Genomic DNA, 18,680 nt, shown 5'->3' on the forward strand with positions numbered 1-18,680 from the left:
GGCGTTCCTGAAGTTCCGCCGCCAGGGAGCCCGCCCGATGAAACTCCTGATCGCCGCCGCGGCCACGGCGCTGCTCGCGCCTGCCGCTCAAGCCCATCGCGCCGCCGACCCGCTGACCGCGCCGATCGCCTCGTCCTACGCCGCCGACTGGCTGGCGCCGCAGGCGCCGCTGCGGATCTGGGGGAACAGCTACTACGTCGGCACCGCCGGGCTCAGCGTGGTGCTGATCAAGACGCCGGCCGGCTTGATCCTGATCGACGCCTCGATGCCGCAGGGCGTCGCCGCGGTCGAGGCGCACATCCGCCAGCTCGGCGTCAAGATCACCGACATCAAGTACATCCTGGTCACCGAGCCGCACTTCGACCATTCGGGCGGCGCCGCGGCGCTGGCTCGCGACAGCGGCGCGACGGTGATCGCCAGCCCGCCCACCGCCAGAGCGCTGCGCGCCGGCCAGGTCGGCCCTGACGATCCGCAGTCCGGCTCGCTGGCGGCCTTCCCCGCGGTGACCCGCGTCCGCGAAATCGGCGACGGCCAGTCGGTGACGCTCGGCGGCGTCAGCGTGACCGCCCGCCTCACGCCCGGGCACACCGCCGGCAGCACCAGCTGGACCTGGAGTTCCTGCGAGGCCGGCAAGTGTCTGAACCTGGTGTTCGCCGCCAGCCTCAACCCGGTGTCGACGGACGGCTTCCGCTTCACCGGCACAGAGCTGCCGGCGGTCTTCCGGCGCAGCGGCCAGCGGCTCGCCGCCCTGCCCTGCGACATTCTGATTTCCGCCCATCCGGACAACAGCGGCATGGACGCCAAGCTGAGAGCGCTGGCGATCAGCCGCACGCCCAATCCGTTCGTCGCCCCGGCCGCCTGCCGCGCCTACGCGGCGCGGGCTGAGGAGAAGCTGGACGCGCGGCTCGCCAAGGAAAAAGCTCAGGCCGCCCGGTAACTCTTGCCGCCCGGCTAGACCTTCTGGTCGACCACGACCCCGGTCTTGCCCTTCTCCATGTCCTCGCGGACCTTGATTTCGATCATCTCGCGGATCTTGGCCTCGACCTTCTCGCGCGCCTCTTCGGACATGCCGGCGAGCTTGGCCTCGTCCAGGCCCATGCTGGAGAGCATGTTGGCCCGCATCCGCTCGCCGGGTGTCATCTGCGCTGGGCTTCGGGACGCCCGCGAGCGCCGATGCGCCGCCGGACGCCCCGGCCGGGACGTAGTTGTACGACTGGCCGATCCCGCTGACGCTCATGGCTGCCTCCCGCGCGGTCTGCTTGCGGGACTGCAAATCAGGCGCCAGCGCGCCGAAGCCCTGGCTCAGCTGGCTTCGGTCGAGATCAGCAGGCTTTCGGTGATGTAGGCGGTGATCTTGTCGCCCGGCTTCAACTGGCCCATCACGCGCCGGCCCTCGGGGCTCGCGACGACGAAGGTGTGCACCTGGCCGCCCTGCGGACTGACGACCTTGAGGGTGTTGGCCTGGGTGTCGATGGCCAGCACCGCGCCGGTCACGACCACACGGTTGGCGATGACCGCCGCCGGAAGGTCGCCCTGTTTCGCCCTGGCGGCGATGACGGTGTCGGTGTCGGCGGGCAGCGGCTGGTTGGGCGGCGAGAGCGCGAACTCCGTCGACAGGGTGTAGGTCGCCGTGATGGTGTCGCCGGGCTTCAGGTTCGCCAGGTTCCGCACCTCCGGTGGGACCTTGAGCGACGCCGTCTCGCCGTTCTCCTTGCGCACGACCAGATGGCGCGTCCCCAGGTCGATGGAGACGACCGTGACCTTCTCGCTGGCCTGCTGCGTGTTCTGCACGACGGTTGCAGGCTTCGCCAGCGAGGCGCAGGGCGCCGCCAGCCCGATGGCGGCAAGGGTCGCGACGATCGCGCCGGCGCGGCGCGCTCTATGTTTCGCAGTCATGGCTGCAGATCCCCGTGAGTGAAGCGCCTGCCGGCGCTGTCGCCGGCCAGTAAGGCCCCGTCACTGTGACCCGAGCGGTCACGCTTCCCTATGGGGGCTAACCCGGAGGGCGGCTGGCTCGGGAACCGAGGACGCGCGGCTACCGCTGGGCGATGTAGGCGCGCCAGCCGCCGAGCGCGGTGATGTCCTGCGCGCCTTCGATCGCGCGAGGTTCGGCGACGAAGCCTTTGACCTGGCTGCCGTCTTCCAGCGTCACCGTGCCGATGGCCAGCGGCGCCGGCACCTCGACGACGAAGGAGCCGAAGGCGCTGACCGGCAGTTCGTAGACCTCGACCTCGATCGCCGCGCCGTCGTTGCTGTGGATCAGCGCCGGCTTCGGCGGGGTCGACTCGGCCATCGCGTAGAGGCGGTAGGCCGACGCGGTGCGGGTGCGCGCCACCAGCCTGGCGTCGCGCGAGGTCAGCTGCCAGTGCAACGGCATGCCGGCCAGGTGCGCGCCGACCACCGCCAGCTTCACGGTCTCGGGGCGGCCGTCGAGGTCGAGCGGCGGGGCTTCGGGCATCGGGGCGATCTCCTCATAGCGGCGGGCCAGGCCGAGCAGCGCGGCGTCGGCGAAGGCCGGGCCGACCAGGGTCACCCCGAAGCCGGTGCCGTTGTCGCGGAAGCCGGCCGGGACGGCGATGGCGCTCATGTCCAGCAGATTCACGAAGTTGGTGTAGCGGCCGAGGTTGGCGTTCAGCGCCACCGGCTCGGCCGTCACTTCGGCAAGGCGGTAGATGGTCGGTGCGGTCGGCAGCAGCAGCACGTCGACATCGGCCCACACCTGCTCGGCCAGCCGGGCGTAGGCCTGCATCTCGTACATGGCCTTGAAGGCGTCGACGGCGCTGTAGGCCGCCCCGCCCTGTAGGATCGCCCGCACGGTCGGCTGGATGGCGCCGGGGTTGGTCTTCAGCAGCTCCTCGACCGCGGCGGTGCGCTCGGCGACCCAGGGGCCGGCGTAGAGCAGCTGGGCGGCGTCGAGGAACGGGTCGATGTCGATCTCGACCGGCGAGCCGCCCATCGCTTTCAGCCGCTCGACGGCCGCGGCGAACATCGCCTCGGCCTGGGCGTCGCCAAGGAACACCCGCTGCTCCGGCTTCGGCAGGCCGAAGCGGAAGGCCGGCGGGATCGGCGCGGTCGCCTGCGGCGCGTGGCGCGAATAGGGATCGCTCGCGTCGAAGCCGGCGGCGACGGAGTCGACCAGGGCCGCGCCGGCCACGTCGCCGGCGAAGACGGTAATGCAGTCCAGCGAGCGGCAGGCCGGCACCAGGCCGGTGGTGCTCCAACGGCCCTTGGTCGGCTTCAAGCCGACGAGGTTGTTGAACGCCGCCGGCACCCGGCCGGAGCCGGCGGTGTCGGTGCCGAGCGCGAAGCCGACCAGCCCCGCCCCCACCGACACCGCCGAGCCGGAGCTCGAGCCGCCGCTGACGTAGTCGCGGTTGAAGACGCAGCCCGGCGCGCCATAGGGGCTGCGCGCGCCGACCAGGCCGGTGGCGAACTGGTCGAGGTTGGTCTTGCCCATCATGATCGCGCCGGCCGCCTGCAGCCGCGCGACCACCGTCGCCGAAGCGTCGGGGCGATAGGCGAAGGTCGGACAGGCCGCGGTGGTGGAGGAGCCGGCGACGTCGATGTTGTCCTTCACCGCGAACGGCACGCCGGCCAGCGGCAGGACTTCGCCGGCGGCGACCCGGGCGTCGACCGCGCGGGCCCGGCTCAGGATTTCCTCGGCCCTGGGGCGCTCGATCCAGGCGTGCGCCTGGACCGCGTCATAGGCTTTGATCCGGGCCAGCGTCTCGCGGGCGACCGCCTCGGCGGAACGCCGGCCGGCCTGCACCTCGGCGGCGATCTCGGTGACCTTGAGGACGGGCATCAGGCGGGCTCCAGGGCGATCATCGGGGCGCCGGCGGCGATCGCCTGGCGCTCGGTGGCGTAGACGGCGCGCACCACCCCGGCCTCGGGGCTGGCGACGTCGCATTCGGTCTTCATGGCTTCGATGATGGCGATCACCGCGCCCTTCTCGACCGTGTCGCCGGGCTGCACGAGCATCTTCCAGACGCTGCCGCCCAGCGGGGCCTCGACCAGTTCGGCGCCGTCCGGGACCTCGATCGCCACCGGCGCGGCGCCGGCGTCGGCCTCGCTGGTCAGCGCGGCCACCCGGTCGAACTCGCCCTTGGCCTGCCAGTCGGCGCGTTCGGCGTCGAAGGCGGCCTGACGGCGGGCCTGGAATTCGCCAATCGAATCCGCGCTGTCGGCCAGGAACTTGCGGTACTCGGAAAGCCGGAAGGTCTCGGTCGTGACCTCGATTTCGCGCCGGCCGAGCGGGAAGTCGCGCCGCCACTCGGTCAGTTCCTCGGCCGACACCGGGAAGAACTGCACCTGGTCGAAGAACCGCAACAGCCAGGGTTTGCCGTCGGTGAAGGCGTCGGTCTGCCGCCAGGTGTTCCACACCTGGATGGTGCGGCCGAACAGCTGGTAACCGCCCGGCCCCTCCATGCCGTAGATGCACATGTAGGCGCCGCCGATGCCGACCACGTTCGGCGGGGTCCAGGTGCGGGCCGGATTGTACTTGGTGGTCACCAGCCGGTGGCGCGGATCGACCGGGGTGGCGACCGGCGCGCCGAGATAGACGTCGCCCAGCCCCATCACCAGGTAGCGGGCGTCGAAGACGATCCGGCGCACATCATCTTCCGACGCCAAGCCATTGACCCGGCGAATGAACTCGATGTTGTCCGGGCACCAGGGGGCGTCGTCGCGCACCGAGGCGATGTACTTGTTGATCGTCTCGTAGATCGCCGGGTCCTTCCACGAGAGCGGCAGGTGCACCACCCGCGACGGGATCTCGAAGTCGTCCAGCGAGCCCAGCCGCTCCTCGGCGTCGGCCAGCGCCTGCAGCAGCCGGCCCTGGCTCAGCACCCGGCTGTCGTAGTGGATCTGCATCGAACGGATGCCCGGGGTGATGTCGATCACGCCGGCGAGGTCCATCGCCTGCAGCTCGAGCATCAAGGCGTGCACCCGCAGCCGCAGCTCCAGGTCCAGCACGATCGGTCCGTACTCGACCAGCAGATTGCGGTCGCCCTGCCGGCGATAGACCACCTCCGGCCGATGCCCCTGGGCCGGGATGCGGCCGAGGATCGGGGAGAAGTCGCCAACGCCGAACGCCCCCTCCGTTTCGCGCTGCGCGCGATCCACCTCCCCCGCTGCGCGCTGGAGGATCTGGGCCGGAGATGCTCCACCGCTTGCGGGGGAGCTGTCGGCGAAGCCGACTGAGGGGGCGTTCAGCGTCGCCACCAGCGCGTCCTGCGCCAGTTCAGCCTGAACGGCGGTCGCGTCATCGACCGGCGCGAAGCGCACGGTGTCGCCGGGGGCCAGTTGGCCGACCTTCCAGAGGTCGGCCTGGATCACCACGAACGGGCAGACGAAGCCGCCCAGCGACGGTCCGTCAGGGCCGAGGATGATCGGCATGTCGCCGGTGAAGTCGACCGCGCCGATCGCGTAGGCGTTGTCGTGGATGTTCGACGGGTGCAGCCCCGCCTCGCCGCCGTCGCGTCGCGCCCACTCGGGCTTGGGGCCGACCAGCCGCACGCCGGTGCGGTTGGAGTTGTAGTGCACGCCCCACTCGGTGGCGCAGAAGGTCTCGATGTCCTTCGGGGTGAAGAAGTCCGGCGCGCCGTGCGGGCCGTAAAGCACCCGCAGGGTCCAGCTCTTGCTGATCGGCGGCCGCAGCTCGGCCGGCAAGCTGGCGGTCTGCGCCGTCGCCGTCGACAGGTGCAGCACGTCGCCCGCCGCCAGCGCGCGGCCGGCGTGGCCGCCGAAGCCGCCGAGGGTGAAACCCGAGCGGCTGCCGAGGTAGAGCGGCACGTCGAAGCCGCCGGCGACCAGCAAATAGGCCCGCAAACCGCCGTTCTTCACCCGGCCGAGCTTCAAGGTCTGGCCGGCGGCGATCGGGAACGGCGCGTAAGGCGCGACCGGCTGGCCGTCGAGGCTGGCTTCCAGCTCCGCGCCCGCCAAGCAGGCCACGGTGTCGGCGTTGAACACCAGGCTGGGGCCGAGGCCGGTGATCTCCAGCCCCGCCGCGCCCTCGTCGTTGCCGAGCAGCCGGTTGCCGAGCCGCAGCGAGAAGGCGTCCATCGGGCCCGACGGCGGCACCCCGACGTCCCAGTAGCCGAGGCGGCCGGGATAGTCCTGCACCGTGGTCGAGGCCCCGCCGCTCAGCACCCGCACGGTGCGGCCGCGGTATGGCAGTTCGGCCAGCGCCCGGGTCGACACCTGGCCGGAGACGAACGGTTCGCTGCGGGCGACGTCGCGCAGCCAATCGAGGTTGGTCTCCAGCCCGGCCAGCCGGGCCTCGTCGAGCGCCGCCTGAAGCTTTGCGACCGCCGCCTCGCGGGTCGGCGCGGTGACGATCAGCTTGGCCAGCAGCGGATCGTAGAAGGCGCTGACCTCGGCGCCGGCCGCCACCCAGCCGTCGACGCGGGCGTCGGCGGGGAAGCTGACCTCGGTCAGCACGCCGGAGCTCGGCCGGTAGTCCTGGCCCGGATCCTCGGCGTAGAGGCGGGCCTGGATCGAGGCGCCGCTGGGCTGCGGGACGGGCGCGTCCAGGAATGAGAAGTCCCCGGCGGCGCCGCGAACCATCCATTCCACCAGGTCAACGCCGGTGACCTGCTCGGTCACGCCGTGCTCGACCTGCAGGCGGGTGTTGACCTCGAGGAAGAAGAAGTCGTCGCGCTCGGCGTCGTAGAGGAACTCCACCGTGCCGGCCGAGCGGTAGTTGACGGCTTGAGCAAGATCGACCGCCGCTTGCATGAGCGCGTCGCGGGTGACCGGCGGCAGGTGCGGCGCTGGGGTCTCCTCGATGACCTTCTGGTTGCGCCGCTGCAGCGAGCAGTCGCGTTCGCCGAGCGCCACGACCTTGCCCCGGCCGTCGCCGAACACCTGCACCTCGATGTGCCGGGCGCGACGGACGTAGCGCTCCAGGAAGACGCCGCCGTCGGAGAAGTTGGCCCCCGCCAGGCGGACGACCGCGGCGAAGGCTTCCGACAGGCCCGCGGCGTCCTCGCAGACCCGCATGCCGATGCCGCCGCCGCCGGCGGTGGCCTTGAGGATCACCGGATAGCCGATCGCCTCGGCCGCGGCGCGGGCCGCCTCGGCGTCGGTGAGCAGGTCGGTGCCGGGTGCCAGCGGCACGCCGTAGGCCTGGGCCAAATCGCGCGCTGTGTGCTTCAGGCCGAAGGCCAGGATGTTCTCCGGCGTCGGGCCGATGAAGGCGATGCCGGCCGCCGCGCAGGCCTCGGCGAAGGCGGTGTTCTCCGACAGGAAGCCGTAGCCCGGGTGGATGGCTTCAGCGCCGGTCGCCTTGGCCGCGGCCAGCACCGCCTCGACGTTGAGGTAGCTCTCGGCCGCGGGCGCGGGCCCGAGCCGCACCGCCTCGTCGGCCTGGCTGACGTGCGCCGAGCCGGCGTCGGCGTCGGAGAAGACGGCGACAGAGGCCACGCCCATGCGGCGCAGGGTGCGGATGATGCGGCAGGCGATGGCGCCGCGGTTGGCGATCAGGACCTTGGAGAACACGCTGTTTTCGCCCCGTTCAGCCGGCGATGACCATGCGCACCGGCGTCGGATTGAAGCCGTTGCAGGGGTTGTTGATCTGCGGGCAGTTGGATACCACCACCACTAGGTCGATCTCGGCGCGCAGGTCGACGTAGAGCCCGGGCGCGGAGATGCCGTCGACGATGCCGAGGCTGCCGTCGGCCTCGACCGGCACGTTCATGAACCAATTGATGTTGGAGACCATGTCGCGCTTGCCGCGGCCGTAGCGGGCGTTGCCCTGCAGGAAGTTCTCCACGCAGGCGTGCTGGCTCTTGGTGTGGTGGCCGTAGCGCAGGGTGTTGCTCTCGCAGCTGCAGGCCCCGCCGATGGTGTCGTGGTACTCGACCGAGGTGTCGGTCACGACGCCCATCGGGCGGCCCTCGTTGGACATCAGCACCGAACCGGTGCGCAGGAAGATGTTGCCCTGGGCGGCGATGGTGTCCTGGGCCGAGTAGCGCTCGGCGTCGTCGTCTTCCGCGTACATCAGGAAGTCGACCGCCTGGTTGCCCTCCAGGTCGACGATCCGCAGCGTCTGGCCCTTCTTGACCACGGCGGTCCAGGGCGCGCGGGCCGGCACCACCTCGTCGAGAACGATGGGACCGGTCAGGTCGGGCATGCTGATCTGGCTCACCGGCGCAGGTCCTCTTCCACGTTCTGGAAGGCGCGCAGGCCTTCGGGGGTGGCGTTGCGGATGGGGTCGTTCTCGGGCGTCGGCGCGCCGCGCCAGCCCAGCACCCGGGCCGGCGTGACGGCGTACTCCGGCCGCGGGTCCAGCACGTGCGGGCAGTTGGCCAGCACGACGATCACGTCCATCTCGGCGCGCAGCGTCAGCTGCCGGCCGGGTGCATAGGGCCCGAGGTTGAAGCGGGTCGCGCCGTCCTCCGCGATGCGCACGCCCTTGAACCAGTTGATGCAGGGGTGGATGTCCTTGCGCCCCAGGCCGAACTTGGCGGCGCCCAGCATGAAGCGGTCGCGGGCGTTGGGATGCGGCCCCCAGTTGTCGCCCTCCCCGTACTTCCGCGCATTGGCCGCGGCGTTCGAGGCCCCGCAGAAGGCGTCGTGCGCCCCGGCGTCGTCCTCGACGATGCTCAGCAGCACCTTGCCCATGTCGGAGAGCAGCAGCTTGCCCGCGCCCAGGTAGGCGTTCCACTGCACCTTCTGGGTGTCGGCGACGTTCAGCCGCTCGACCGGACGCTCGGCGTTGAACACCAGCATCGACAGGCAGGCGTCGCCGGCCAGGTCGATCATCCGCAGCCGCGCGCCGCGGTTCAGCCGCTTCGCCGCATAGCCGCCCGGCGCGATGGTCTCGGCCCACAGCATGGCCTCGGCCGGCACGCCTTCGGGACGATCCTCGGCGGCGCTGGCCGGCACGGTCGGTTGGGATTCGACCCGCAGGCCGGCCATGGCGCGGGCGTGCGCGCGGGCGCCGGCGGGATCGGCGGTGCTGAACGCGGTCATCGTGCCGATTCTTTCACTGTGAGGGGGCCTGACTGAAGGGAGGCGGAGACGTCCTCGCCGCCATGCGCGTGCAGCGGCGGCAGCAGGGCGGTGGTGGTGACCAGCTTGATCTGCTGGACGCCGCGGATCTTGCGCAGCCGGTCGCACAGGGCGTTCAGCCGCTCCGACGGCCCCTGCACCAGCAGCACCTCCAGCGACTGGTCCTCTTCGAGGAAGACGTGCTGGGAGGAGATCACCTCCTTGAGGAACTCGCATTGCGCATCGGCCAGGGCCTGGCGCACGCGGCCGCGCTCGGCGCGATAGATCAGGGTTATGGTGCCGGCCAGCACTGCGCCGTGCACGCCCTCGCTGTGCTCGGCCAACTCATGGCGGATCAGTTCGGCGATCATCTGCGAGCGGCTCGGCAGGCCGCGCTCGGCCACCATGGCGTCAAGCTGGGCGAGCAGCTCCGCCGGCAGGCTGACGCTGAGGCGCGCAAGCTGGGAAACGGTGTCGGTGGTCATGTCGGCAACCTGCGGCGTTATTACGTTTCATTCAAATCGTAACACCGGGGGCGGAGCCTCGCCCATCGGGGTGGACGATCCTTGAGCGATTGCGATGCGCAGGCGCCCAAAGCCTGGGCGCCTGCCGTCGGGCTGCTCCCAACGAGCAACCCGCCCGCCGACGCCCCTGCTCCAGCGATGGCCGCGCCGCGACGGTTTGCGCGCCCGCCGTTCGATGTTAGAGATTCGCCGCGAGAACAACGTTCTCAAGCCAGCGGCTGGGGAGGATTTGACGTGAAATTCGGCTTCTACACTCCGAACTTCGACTTCTGCGGCGATGCCCGGGTTCTCGCCGAGTTGGCCCATGAGGCGGAGGACGCCGGCTGGGACGGCTTCTTCATCTGGGACCACCTGCAGGTGATCGAGCCGGCGGTCGATCCGTGGGTGGCGCTGACGGCGATGGCGCTGCGGACCGAACGCATCCGGCTGGGCACCCTGGTCACGCCGGTGCCGCGGCGGCACATCGCCAAGCTCGCCCGCGAGGTCACCAGCCTCGACCATCTGTCGAACGGCCGGCTGATCCTGGGCGTCGGCGCCGGCTTCCCCTACCTGCCCGACTACGCCGCCTTCGGCGATCGCGGCGACGCCAGGCAGCGGGCGGCCAAGCTCGACGAAGGACTGGAGTTGCTCACCGCGCTGTGGAGCGGCGAGCCGGTCAACCACCACGGCGCGCATTACCAGGTCGAGTGCGCCGGCTTTCAGCCGCCGGTGCAGCGGCCGCGGGTGCCGATCTGGGTCGGCGCCGCCTGGCCGGCCAAGCGGCCGCTGGCGCGCGCCGCGCGCTGGGACGGGGTCGTGCCGGTCGGCGGCCAGGGGCTGGAGGTCGCCCCGAAGGACCTCGCCAGCATCGTCGCCGCGGTCCGCGCTCAGCGCAGCGCCGACGACGCCTTCGACGTCACCCAGTTCGGCGTGACCAAGGATCCCGGCGACACCGCGGTGGTCGCCGCCAGCGCCGAGGCCGGCGCGACCTGGTGGATCGACTACGTCTACGCCCGCGGCGGCTCGCTCGCGGCGACCCGCGCCCGGCTCCGGCAGGGCCCGCCGCGCCTGTAGCCCGGCCCACCCGACGTCGCGGGCGTTTGCAGCTGGCGCGCCGGCCTGGACTTGGCCGCGCCTTGCGCCTTAGCTCTGGGCGGCAGAACAAAACCTAAGGGAGCGAACTGATGCCGGCCTATGTGGTGCTTTTCCGCGAGAGCGAGGTGCGCGATCCGGAAGAGATGGAGAAGTACCGGAGCAAGGGCTCGGACCCGACCAAGTTCGGGCTCAAGCCGCTGGTGGTCTATGGCGCGATGACCCCGCTGGAAGGCGCGGCGCCCGACGGGGTGATCGTCCTGGAGTTCCCGGACGTGGCGGCGGCCAAGGCCTGGTACTACAGCCCAGAGTATCAGGACGCCGTGCAACACCGGCTGAAGGCCGCCGACTACCGCGGGGTCATCGTCGAGGGCTTCTGAGCCCGCCGCGCGGTCCCGCGACATCCGCGGGATCGCGCGCCCCTACCCGGAGAGGTGGCGGCTCCCGCGCCGTAGCGGCGCCACGATCATATGCATTTGTACGTCAGCAAGCTGTACACGACGCAACTAAACACGCCGTAGTTGTATTTAGTGCTCAGAACCACACGATGGGGCTGACAAGCGTTGCAATTTGCATCCGATCCGCGCAAAGGCTCCGCTCGAACGAGCGGTCGGGACGGAAATGATACACGCCACGGTTGTAATGACCGAAAGCGATTACCCCAACGCGGGCTCCTGATGGCGCCGACGCACCATCCCAGCGCCCAGTCCTTGGCGAATTTCCTGATCGGCGACTGCTCCCCCGGCGCAGCGCTGCTCTTGACGCGCCATGTCGATCTCTGCCCGCGCTGCGCGAGCCGAGTTCAGGCCCTGGGCGCGGCCGGCGTGGCCCCCAGCGAGCTCGCCAACGGCGAGACGCAACGGCTGCAGCCGGGGTTGGAGGTGACCACGATCAGCGGCGCCAGCGGCCTGGGCGAGGCCGTCTACCTGATCAAGGCCGCGCCCGAACTGGCGCTGCCGCTGGAACTGCCCCTGCCCCTGGCCGAACTCCTGGTGCTCGAAGGCGCGCTCGTCGTCGACGGCAAGGCCTACCGTAAGGGCGACTTCCTGTCGCTCGACGACACCCCGCGGAAAGAGCTGATCAGCGGCGCCTCGGGCTGCAACTGCCTGGCGACGGCGCACGACCCGGACGGCGGCGTCGAGGCCTGACGGCCTCAGAACTCAGACCCAGACCTCAGACCCGGCAGAGCTGCGCCAGGCGGTCGCGATCGATGTGGGTCACCCGTCCGAAGCGGAAGGTGGCCATCCCGTCCAGCCGCAAGGTCTTCAGGCTGCGATTGACGTGTACGACGCTGAGGCCCAGCGCGTCGGCGAGATGTTCCTGGGTCAGCGGCAGGTGGAAGCCGCGTTCGTCGACCAGACCGATCTGCTCCAGGCGGTCGTGCAGCTCCAACAGCAGATCGGCGAGCCGTTGCAGCGCCGAGCGCCGGCCGAGCCGGATGATGTCGTCGTAGCGGCGCTCCTGGGCGAGATCGAGCGCGTGGTTCATCGCCCGGGTGATCTCGGCGCGATCGTTGTCCTTGGCCCGCGCCAGGGTCTGGGCGACGTCGATGCACTCGACGCTGGTCAGCGCCACCACCGAGCAGGGATTGGCCGCATTGACGGGGCGCGACAGCACCGGATCGCCGGGCACCGCGAAGGAGAAGATCTGACGGCGGCCATCCGGCAGGACGCGCATCTCGCAGGTCCAGCCGCTGAGCATCCATTTCAGCCGCGGCGCGGGCGCGATCGAACTGACCACCGCCGCCGCCGGATACCGCTCGATCGGGCCGACCAGTTCACACAGGGTAAGGGCCGTCGTGGTCGGGAGCCCGCAGGCCCGGACCAACCCTTCCACCGCGGGATGCCCTGACGATTTGTGGGTCGCGCCCTGATCCGCCATGCTTCTCTTCCGACCGCGGCGCAACGGGGGTGGCGCCGAATTAACAAGTCGAAAGTTCCGTTTTGGCGGAGGAGCTTCACTATCATTCGCCACTGTCGGCGCCAGATTGAAGCTAACGGCCCCAGGATTCTGAGAAGACAGCAAAAAACCGGCGGCGCGGCCCAAACTTAGCCGGCCGCCGGTTTCTGTGGATCAGCCTTGGGTCAGGCCGCCAACGCGGCGCGACGAATGTTCGAAGCTGCTGATCTGGGTCTCGGACTGGTAACAGGCGAAGGCCGCGAGCTTGTGGCGCTGGTGTAGCGTCACCGTGCCCCGCCCGACCGTCACCATCCCTTCGCGCCGCAGCTGCTGCAAGGTGCGGTTGATATGCACCACGCTGAGCCCCAGCGCGTCCGCGAACACCTCTTGGGTGAGCGGGATGCGGAAGGTGTTCTCCTTGACCAGGCCGATCGAGTCGAGCCGGTCGTAGAGCTCCAGCAGCAGGTTCAACACCCGCTCCTTGGCGGTCAGTCGGCCGATGCGGACGATCTGGTCGAACAGCCGCTCCTCGCGCTGGCGGATCGCCTCGTTGAGTGAGGCCGCGACCCGTTCGCCCTGGTCGCCGACGGTCAGCGCGGCGGCGTCGGCGATCTCGACGTTGGTCAGCGCGACCAGGCCGCGGCTGCCGACGTTGGAGGCGCTGGTGACGCTCGCCACGTCGCCCGGCAGGAGGAAGGCGAAGATCTGCCGCCGCCCGTCGGGCAGGATGCGGGTTTCCGCGATCCACCCGGAGACGACCACGATCTGCCGTTTTCGGGCCTCATTTTCGGCGCCGATACTGGCGCCTGCCGCAATTCGTTCGACCGTGCGCCAGAATGTTCGCACACGACCGACATCCATCTGTCGAAAATCGTTGAGCCCCGTGAAGGCTGATTGCCTCTCACGCGGAATGACGCCGACGTCGCCGGACACAGGCATTGATTGCCCCTCCACCCCAGGTTGCAAAGCTCCATCGCGTTACATGGACCCGTCAAAAGACGTAACAACTATAACGCGAGGACCCCTGAACGTTAACTAAGCTCCCACTGAAGCCGAGCTTCTCACAGCACTTTACGTCACTGAACTCACACAGCTGTGATCAAATTGTCTTTGGATTGCGATTCGTCACTTTGTCTTGGTCCATCCGAAGGCACTGATTTCGCCCGAAAGCGCCGCCCTCAAATGTTGCCATCTTTCTTGGTGGCGGGATCCCAACACTGCGGAGGTCGTCATTGCTGCTGAAGGGGCGAGTCTATCCACGCCCCGGGATAGCATGCGGACGTCAAATTCATTCGTGGCGTAACGTACAGCGATGTATCGCTTTGAGGTGATGGCGCGACGAAAGTTAAGCTTACCGTCGCCGAACCCGGGCCCCGACCAGCAGACCCGCGACGACTATTCGGCGCCCGGCGGCGAGCTTCTGCGGCGCAGCTTCGACGAGAGCGACCAGCTGCGGCCGGCCCCGGACGCGGCCGGAGCGCACCGATCGGCCCGCGCCCCCCGCCACAACTTGGCCACAACTTCGCCGCGACCGGCGCGGACGCCGTCAGGGCCCCAAGGGCCGGCCAGCCTGGCTGAGACCGCCGCCGACAACGGTGGGAAGCGCCCGACGCCGTCATTCTGCAAGCGCTGCTATCATTTGATGACACCGCTACGGTGAAGCTCGGACAACCTCCCTCGGAACACTGGCCGGGGGCCGCCCTGGCCCGTGGCAGGGACGACGCCGCGATGAGCGACATGGACAGGGGCGCGCGACAGATCCGCCGCGGGCGCCGCGCGTGACCGGGGAGCGCGCCGGGTCTTGGCGAGTTCTACCCCTGGAGCCGCACGCCCGACGGCCGCGCCGCCCTTCGCGCCAGATGCTGGGGGCTGAGATGATCCAGGCCGGGAACCATCGACCGCCCTCGCCGAAGGCCTATGGCCGCCGCGACCGACGCGACGCCCGCCGTGGCGACGCGCCGGGCGGCGAGCCCGGCCATCCCCCCGAGCGCCGTCACGTCACGCGTCGCGGCTGGGCGGTGCTGGCGGCGGTTGTCATCGCCGCCGTTCTATGGGGAATATTAATCGTATCGGTCGCATACTTCGCCGGTCACTACCCTGTCGCGCACGCGCCCTAGGCTGCGCGATCCACCGTACCGCGTCCCCGTACCCAGCGTTCCGTACCGCGTATCACACACCCAGCGGAGGCCAGGGGGAACCGCCATGCCGCCGAAGTACGTGATCGTCATGCACGCCGGCGACGGCGCGACCGCCGGCCTCGAGCTGCGCCTCGACGACGAGGTCGCCGCCCTGGTCAGCGCCCGGCGGATCTTCATGCAGGAATGCTTCGCCACCGATCAGCGGCCGCTGGCGGTCAGCCTCGGCCGGCAGAGCCAGAGCGGCGAAGTCGACTGGATCAGCGGCTGGCGCTCGGCGCGCACCGGCCGCGCCAGCCCGGTCCGCCTGCCGCCGCCACAAGCCGGCCGGCCGCCGCGCGCCGCCAAGGCGACCTCACGGCGCGCGCCGCCCGCCGCCTAGGCCCCATCTTTTCGCAGAGCCCCTGCCCGCATCGCTTGCGATCGCGGGCGCTTTGCACACGCGCGCCGCACGGACAAAAATCCCCTCGGCGTGCCCGCCGAGGGGAAAAGTCCGTCGCCTCGCAAAGGGGAGAGATGGTGGCGGCGTCGATCACGTGATCCGTACACAGACCGTATCGTAGCTGAGCTGTGGGATTGCATCATTTGATGGTCCACAGGCGGGATCGAGCCCCCGGCCGGCGACTTTTTTGACAAGCGCAACAATTTCAACGGTCCGTGATCCGTCTCGGCGTGATTGGGCGCCTCGCCAAAGACCGGGGATATTGGCCCGCCGCGATGGGACGGGAGCTAGCGATGAAAGATACGGCGATGTCGGAGCCGCGATCGTTTGCGCGCGGCCAACCCGAGCCGATCGAGGCCGCCGTCGAGGTGGCGGAGCTGAGCCTTCTGCTGACCCGCGCCGGGATCGAGCAGGCCAGCGCGATGTGGCTCCAGCTGCTGGTGCTCGCCAACGACATCGCCTGCGACTGGGTCGAGCGCTCGCTCGCCGCCGCCGCGCCGCTCAGCGCCCACGACGCCGCCGCCCTGGGCCTGCGGACGCTCGCCGGCGAGATCCTCTCCACGCCGGGGCAAACCGACGACGCCCGCGCCGCAGCGGAAGCCTGCCTAAGCGTCTGTGTCGCCGAGACCCCGGCAGCCTCCCCGCCTGAGCGGAGCCGGCGCTGGGGCGAAGGCGCGCTTCCCCGACCGCCGCATCATCCGAGCCTGCTGCAGGACGACGCCGCAGCCCGCGACGCCTCGGCGAGAGCCCTGACGCCATAGATCCAGGTGGCAGTGATCCAAGAGACGGTGACCCAGGAGACGGTCGGCCCGCCGGGCCCCTTCGCCGCGTCGCGCCGCGGGGGGGGGTGCGGCGCGACGCGGTCAGCGCAAGAGAGTCGTGCCGAGGTCTCGCGCCCCGCGAAGACGATGGGGACATGCGCCTGGCGGGGGAACCGGCGCCGTAACGTCTTCGCGAGCACCACTCTCGCCGCCGCCCGGGCGCGGCGCATCATCTTCGGATAGTTACGGCGCCGCTTTTTAACAGCTCTGGAACCGCAGCCAGCCTCGCGGGTTTGCGGAGCAAGACGGCGAGGCGTCCGCCCGCGCGGCTTTCCGGCCGCCGCCCCGCCAAAACGCAATCTGGGACACTGCCGGCTCGGAGAGCGCAGGAGGCCTCATCATGCTCTACCAGCGTCTGGATCAGGTTCGCGCCCTCGCAGACATCACCGAAGCTCGGCCGCAGATGACGCGCCAGCAGCGCCTGAGGCGCTGGGCCGACATTCTCGGCCGCGAGGGCGCGCGCCCGCTCGAAGCGCTGCGCTGGGTGGAATTCTACGCCGAACCGGAACGTCGGCAGCTGCGCCGCGACGGATCGCCGATCTCGCTGGCCTACGCCGACCCGGTGCTGCGCGCGGCCGGCCTCGAGGGCGACACCCTGGGCGACGCGCAAACCTTCTTCAGCCTGTCCGACGAGGACGCCCACCGCCTGCTTTGCGACTGCCACTTCAACGGCGCGATGACCGGACGCTCGGCCGGCCGACGGCTGCGGGCGATGTCGCATCCGGGAATCTTCGGTCGTCTGGCGCAGCTTTTCGCCTGAGACGGGTCGGATCGACCCGGCGAAGTTGCGGATGATAGGGCGCGGGCGGCGCAGTGGCGCATGCTGCAGACGACCGCTCTGAGCTCCCGCGCTCTCTCCCCCAGCGGTCAGGCCGGCTCCCGTTCAGCCCGACATGACCCCCCGACCGGGGGCCGGCCACCCGGGAGCCCCGCGCGGACGCCGCGCCCTACGGCCGAACCTCGAACACCAGATTGAACGGCGTCTCGGCGGCGCGCCGGAAGCGCGCGAACCCGGCCTCGTCGGCGACCGACTTCAGGCGCGTCTCGCCCGCCTGCGCGCCGAGCCCCAGCCCGACCTCCTGACTGAGCGAGGCCGGGGTGCAGAGCATGGTGGAGGCCGAATAGAACAGCCGGCCGATCGGGTTAAGGTTGTCCGTCAGCTCGTCGTTGGCGAACGGCTCGACCAGCATGAAGGTGCCGTCTAGCTTCAAGGTCTCGCGGATGTGCCGCGCCGCGCCCACCGGGTCGCCCATGTCGTGCAATGCGTCGAAGATGCAGACCAGATCGTAGCCGCTACCCGGATAGTCCTTCGCCGCGGCGACCTCGAACCGCGCCCGGTCGGCCACTCCGGCTTCAGCGGCGCGCTCGCGCGCCCGCTCGATCGACGCCGGATGATAGTCGAAGCCGGTGAAGCGTGAGTTCGGGAACGCCTGGGCCATCAGGATGGTCGAGGCCCCGTGGCCACAGCCGACATCGGCCACCTCCGCGCCGGACCGCAGCTTCTGCTCCACGCCGTCGAGCGCCGGCAGCCATTCGCCGACCAGGTGAGCGTTATAGCCCGGCCGGAAGAACCGTTCGGTGCCGCGGAACAGGCAGGTGTCGTGCTCATGCCAGCCGACGCCCGCGCCGCTCTGGAAGGCCGCGCTGATCTTCGGCTCGTCGCGCCACATCGCCTGCAGGATCTCGTAGCCGCCGGCCATGAAGGCCGGGCTCTCCTCGTCGGCGAAGACCAGCGCCTGTTCGGGGGTGAGGAAGAACTTGCGGGTATCGGGATTGAAGGTGACGTAGTCGGCCGCCGCCTGGGCGCTCAGCCATTCGCGCACATAGCGCTCGCTGGTGCCGGTCGCCGACGCCAGTTCGGCCGAGGTGCAGGGCCCCTTCGCCGCCAGCGCCTTGTAGAGCCCCAGCCGATCGCCCAGCACCACCAGCGCGCCGGACACCGCCGCGCCCATGTCGCCGACCATCTTGGCCATGAAGGCTTCCAGCCGCTGCGGGTCGGGCCCGGCGGGGGGCGCTCCAGTCGCGGAGCCTTGGGGGATCTCGGAAGCCATGAGCCGTCTCCTCTGACGTCGGCGCGGACGCGAGGCTTGCGCGACCGCGCCCCAACGACCGCCGTCTCCAGGGGAAGACGCGGTCGAGAACGCCGAGAGGCTCTCTGAGGGGCCGGAGTATACGCCGCCGGCCGCAGCGACGGAACGGGGCGCGCATCATCGGCGCGCCGCGCCCGGCCGCTCGCGGGTCAGCGACCGGGCGCGCCTCAGGCCGCGATCAGCCCGCGGGCGGGCTGGCCTTGGCGATCATCGCCTTCAGCTCGGCCTGGGTGGCGTTGATCACCGCTGCGCCGTCCTGGACGACGAAGCTCGACGCGCCGATGGCGAAGCTCTGCTCGCCCATCTTCACCGTCGCGGTGTCACCGCTGAGCTCGGCGATCGAACCGATCACCACGCCGGTCTTGTCCTTGACCGGCTGGCCGACGCTGAGCGTCGGAGCCGACGCGGTCGCGGACGCGGATGCGGGGGCGCCGGCCGACGGCGCGGCTTGCGCGCCCGGCGCGGCCGACTGGGCCAAGGCCGGCGCAGCGGTCGCCAGGGCGACGGCGGCGGCGGCGAAGGTCAGAATCTTGCGCATTAGGCTTTTCCTTCCTGAGGTTCTCTCCGAGGAACGCAGGATCGGCCTCAATGGGGCGATGGCTGGGCCGAACCTGGGCCACTGCGCGACCAAGCTTGACCACACATCCAACCCTCGCCCGCTTGACCGGCGCCGAGCCGCGGCCTAATTAAATAGGTAGGAACCT

At 70.3% G+C, this 18,680-nt stretch carries 18 protein-coding genes; 7 read left to right on the top strand and 11 right to left on the bottom strand.

The features are described 5' to 3' along the window. The first annotated feature begins 37 nt into the window (after positions 1–37). Entirely contained in the window at positions 38–937 is a 900-nt protein-coding gene (gene bla, locus ACSQ14_RS11835) for a subclass B3 metallo-beta-lactamase (RefSeq protein ID WP_436012922.1), read from the top strand. Between the two features lie 14 nt (positions 938–951). Here the strand turns inward: bla and ACSQ14_RS11840 are convergent, their stop codons facing one another. From ACSQ14_RS11840 to ACSQ14_RS11870, 7 genes are all read right to left on the bottom strand, one after another. Continuing rightward, on the bottom strand, positions 952–1,140 hold the full coding sequence (locus tag ACSQ14_RS11840; protein WP_436012924.1) for a hypothetical protein: 189 nt from the start codon (positions 1,138–1,140) through the stop codon (positions 952–954). Between the two features lie 162 nt (positions 1,141–1,302). Then, positions 1,303–1,896 carry a hypothetical protein gene (locus ACSQ14_RS11845; RefSeq protein WP_436012926.1) on the bottom strand — a complete coding sequence of 198 codons (594 nt, stop codon included), beginning with the start codon at positions 1,894–1,896 and terminating at the stop codon, positions 1,303–1,305. A gap of 139 nt (positions 1,897–2,035) precedes the next feature. Then, positions 2,036–3,805: an allophanate hydrolase gene (gene atzF / locus ACSQ14_RS11850; RefSeq protein ID WP_436012928.1), complete on the bottom strand. Its 1,770-nt coding sequence runs from the start codon at positions 3,803–3,805 to the stop codon at positions 2,036–2,038. Beyond that, the gene (gene uca, locus ACSQ14_RS11855; RefSeq protein ID WP_436012930.1) at positions 3,805–7,500 is read right to left on the bottom strand and encodes an urea carboxylase; all 3,696 of its coding nucleotides are present in this window, start codon (positions 7,498–7,500) and stop codon (positions 3,805–3,807) included. Before uca ends, atzF begins: the two co-directional genes overlap by 1 nt. Positions 7,501–7,516: 16 nt before the next feature. Next, positions 7,517–8,134: an urea amidolyase associated protein UAAP2 gene (locus tag ACSQ14_RS11860; RefSeq protein WP_436015407.1), complete on the bottom strand. Its 618-nt coding sequence runs from the start codon at positions 8,132–8,134 to the stop codon at positions 7,517–7,519. 11 nt (positions 8,135–8,145) lie between these two features. After that, on the bottom strand, positions 8,146–8,976 hold the full coding sequence (locus ACSQ14_RS11865; protein ID WP_436012932.1) for an urea amidolyase associated protein UAAP1: 831 nt from the start codon (positions 8,974–8,976) through the stop codon (positions 8,146–8,148). Beyond that, the gene (locus ACSQ14_RS11870; protein WP_436012934.1) at positions 8,973–9,479 is read right to left on the bottom strand and encodes a CopG family ribbon-helix-helix protein; all 507 of its coding nucleotides are present in this window, start codon (positions 9,477–9,479) and stop codon (positions 8,973–8,975) included. The genes ACSQ14_RS11865 and ACSQ14_RS11870 overlap by 4 nt, the downstream gene beginning before the upstream one ends. Before the next feature lie 273 nt (positions 9,480–9,752). On the opposite strand from ACSQ14_RS11870, the gene ACSQ14_RS11875 reads away from it, so the two are divergent. The 3 genes from ACSQ14_RS11875 (at position 9,753) to ACSQ14_RS11885 (ending at position 11,737) form a co-directional block, all read left to right on the top strand. After that, positions 9,753–10,571: an LLM class flavin-dependent oxidoreductase gene (locus ACSQ14_RS11875; RefSeq protein ID WP_436012936.1), complete on the top strand. Its 819-nt coding sequence runs from the start codon at positions 9,753–9,755 to the stop codon at positions 10,569–10,571. 110 nt (positions 10,572–10,681) lie between these two features. Then, positions 10,682–10,969, top strand: a complete 288-nt coding sequence (locus ACSQ14_RS11880) for a DUF1330 domain-containing protein (protein ID WP_436012938.1) — start codon at positions 10,682–10,684, stop codon at positions 10,967–10,969. A 297-nt stretch (positions 10,970–11,266) separates the two neighbouring features. Beyond that, on the top strand, positions 11,267–11,737 hold the full coding sequence (locus ACSQ14_RS11885; protein WP_436012940.1) for a hypothetical protein: 471 nt from the start codon (positions 11,267–11,269) through the stop codon (positions 11,735–11,737). 25 nt (positions 11,738–11,762) lie between these two features. Here ACSQ14_RS11885 and ACSQ14_RS11890 read toward each other — a convergent pair whose 3' ends face one another. Both ACSQ14_RS11890 and ACSQ14_RS11895 read right to left on the bottom strand, forming a co-directional pair. Then, complete coding sequence (locus ACSQ14_RS11890) at positions 11,763–12,470, bottom strand: Crp/Fnr family transcriptional regulator (protein WP_436012942.1); 708 nt, start codon at positions 12,468–12,470, stop codon at positions 11,763–11,765. Between the two features lie 192 nt (positions 12,471–12,662). Next, positions 12,663–13,421 (bottom strand): Crp/Fnr family transcriptional regulator, encoded by a 759-nt coding sequence (locus ACSQ14_RS11895; protein WP_436012944.1) that lies wholly within the window; start codon positions 13,419–13,421, stop codon positions 12,663–12,665. 1,269 nt (positions 13,422–14,690) lie between these two features. On the opposite strand from ACSQ14_RS11895, the gene ACSQ14_RS11900 reads away from it, so the two are divergent. The 3 genes from ACSQ14_RS11900 to ACSQ14_RS11910 all read left to right on the top strand — a co-directional run bounded on the left by ACSQ14_RS11900 (position 14,691) and on the right by ACSQ14_RS11910 (position 16,646). Continuing rightward, complete coding sequence (locus ACSQ14_RS11900; RefSeq protein WP_436012946.1) at positions 14,691–15,005, top strand: hypothetical protein; 315 nt, start codon at positions 14,691–14,693, stop codon at positions 15,003–15,005. 353 nt (positions 15,006–15,358) lie between these two features. Then, entirely contained in the window at positions 15,359–15,826 is a 468-nt protein-coding gene (locus ACSQ14_RS11905) for a hypothetical protein (protein WP_436012948.1), read from the top strand. Positions 15,827–16,226: 400 nt separating this feature from the next. Continuing rightward, a complete protein-coding gene (locus tag ACSQ14_RS11910; protein WP_436012950.1) occupies positions 16,227–16,646 on the top strand; it encodes a hypothetical protein in 420 nt (139 codons plus the stop codon). Between the two features lie 187 nt (positions 16,647–16,833). Here ACSQ14_RS11910 and ACSQ14_RS11915 read toward each other — a convergent pair whose 3' ends face one another. Then, positions 16,834–17,937, bottom strand: a complete 1,104-nt coding sequence (locus ACSQ14_RS11915) for a class I SAM-dependent methyltransferase (protein ID WP_436012952.1) — start codon at positions 17,935–17,937, stop codon at positions 16,834–16,836. Between the two features lie 217 nt (positions 17,938–18,154). Continuing rightward, positions 18,155–18,514, bottom strand: a complete 360-nt coding sequence (locus ACSQ14_RS11920) for a hypothetical protein (protein WP_436012954.1) — start codon at positions 18,512–18,514, stop codon at positions 18,155–18,157. Positions 18,515–18,680 lie beyond the last annotated feature (166 nt).

It is taken from the genome of Phenylobacterium sp. LjRoot219, assembly GCF_964252995.1.
GTDB lineage: Bacteria > Pseudomonadota > Alphaproteobacteria > Caulobacterales > Caulobacteraceae > Phenylobacterium.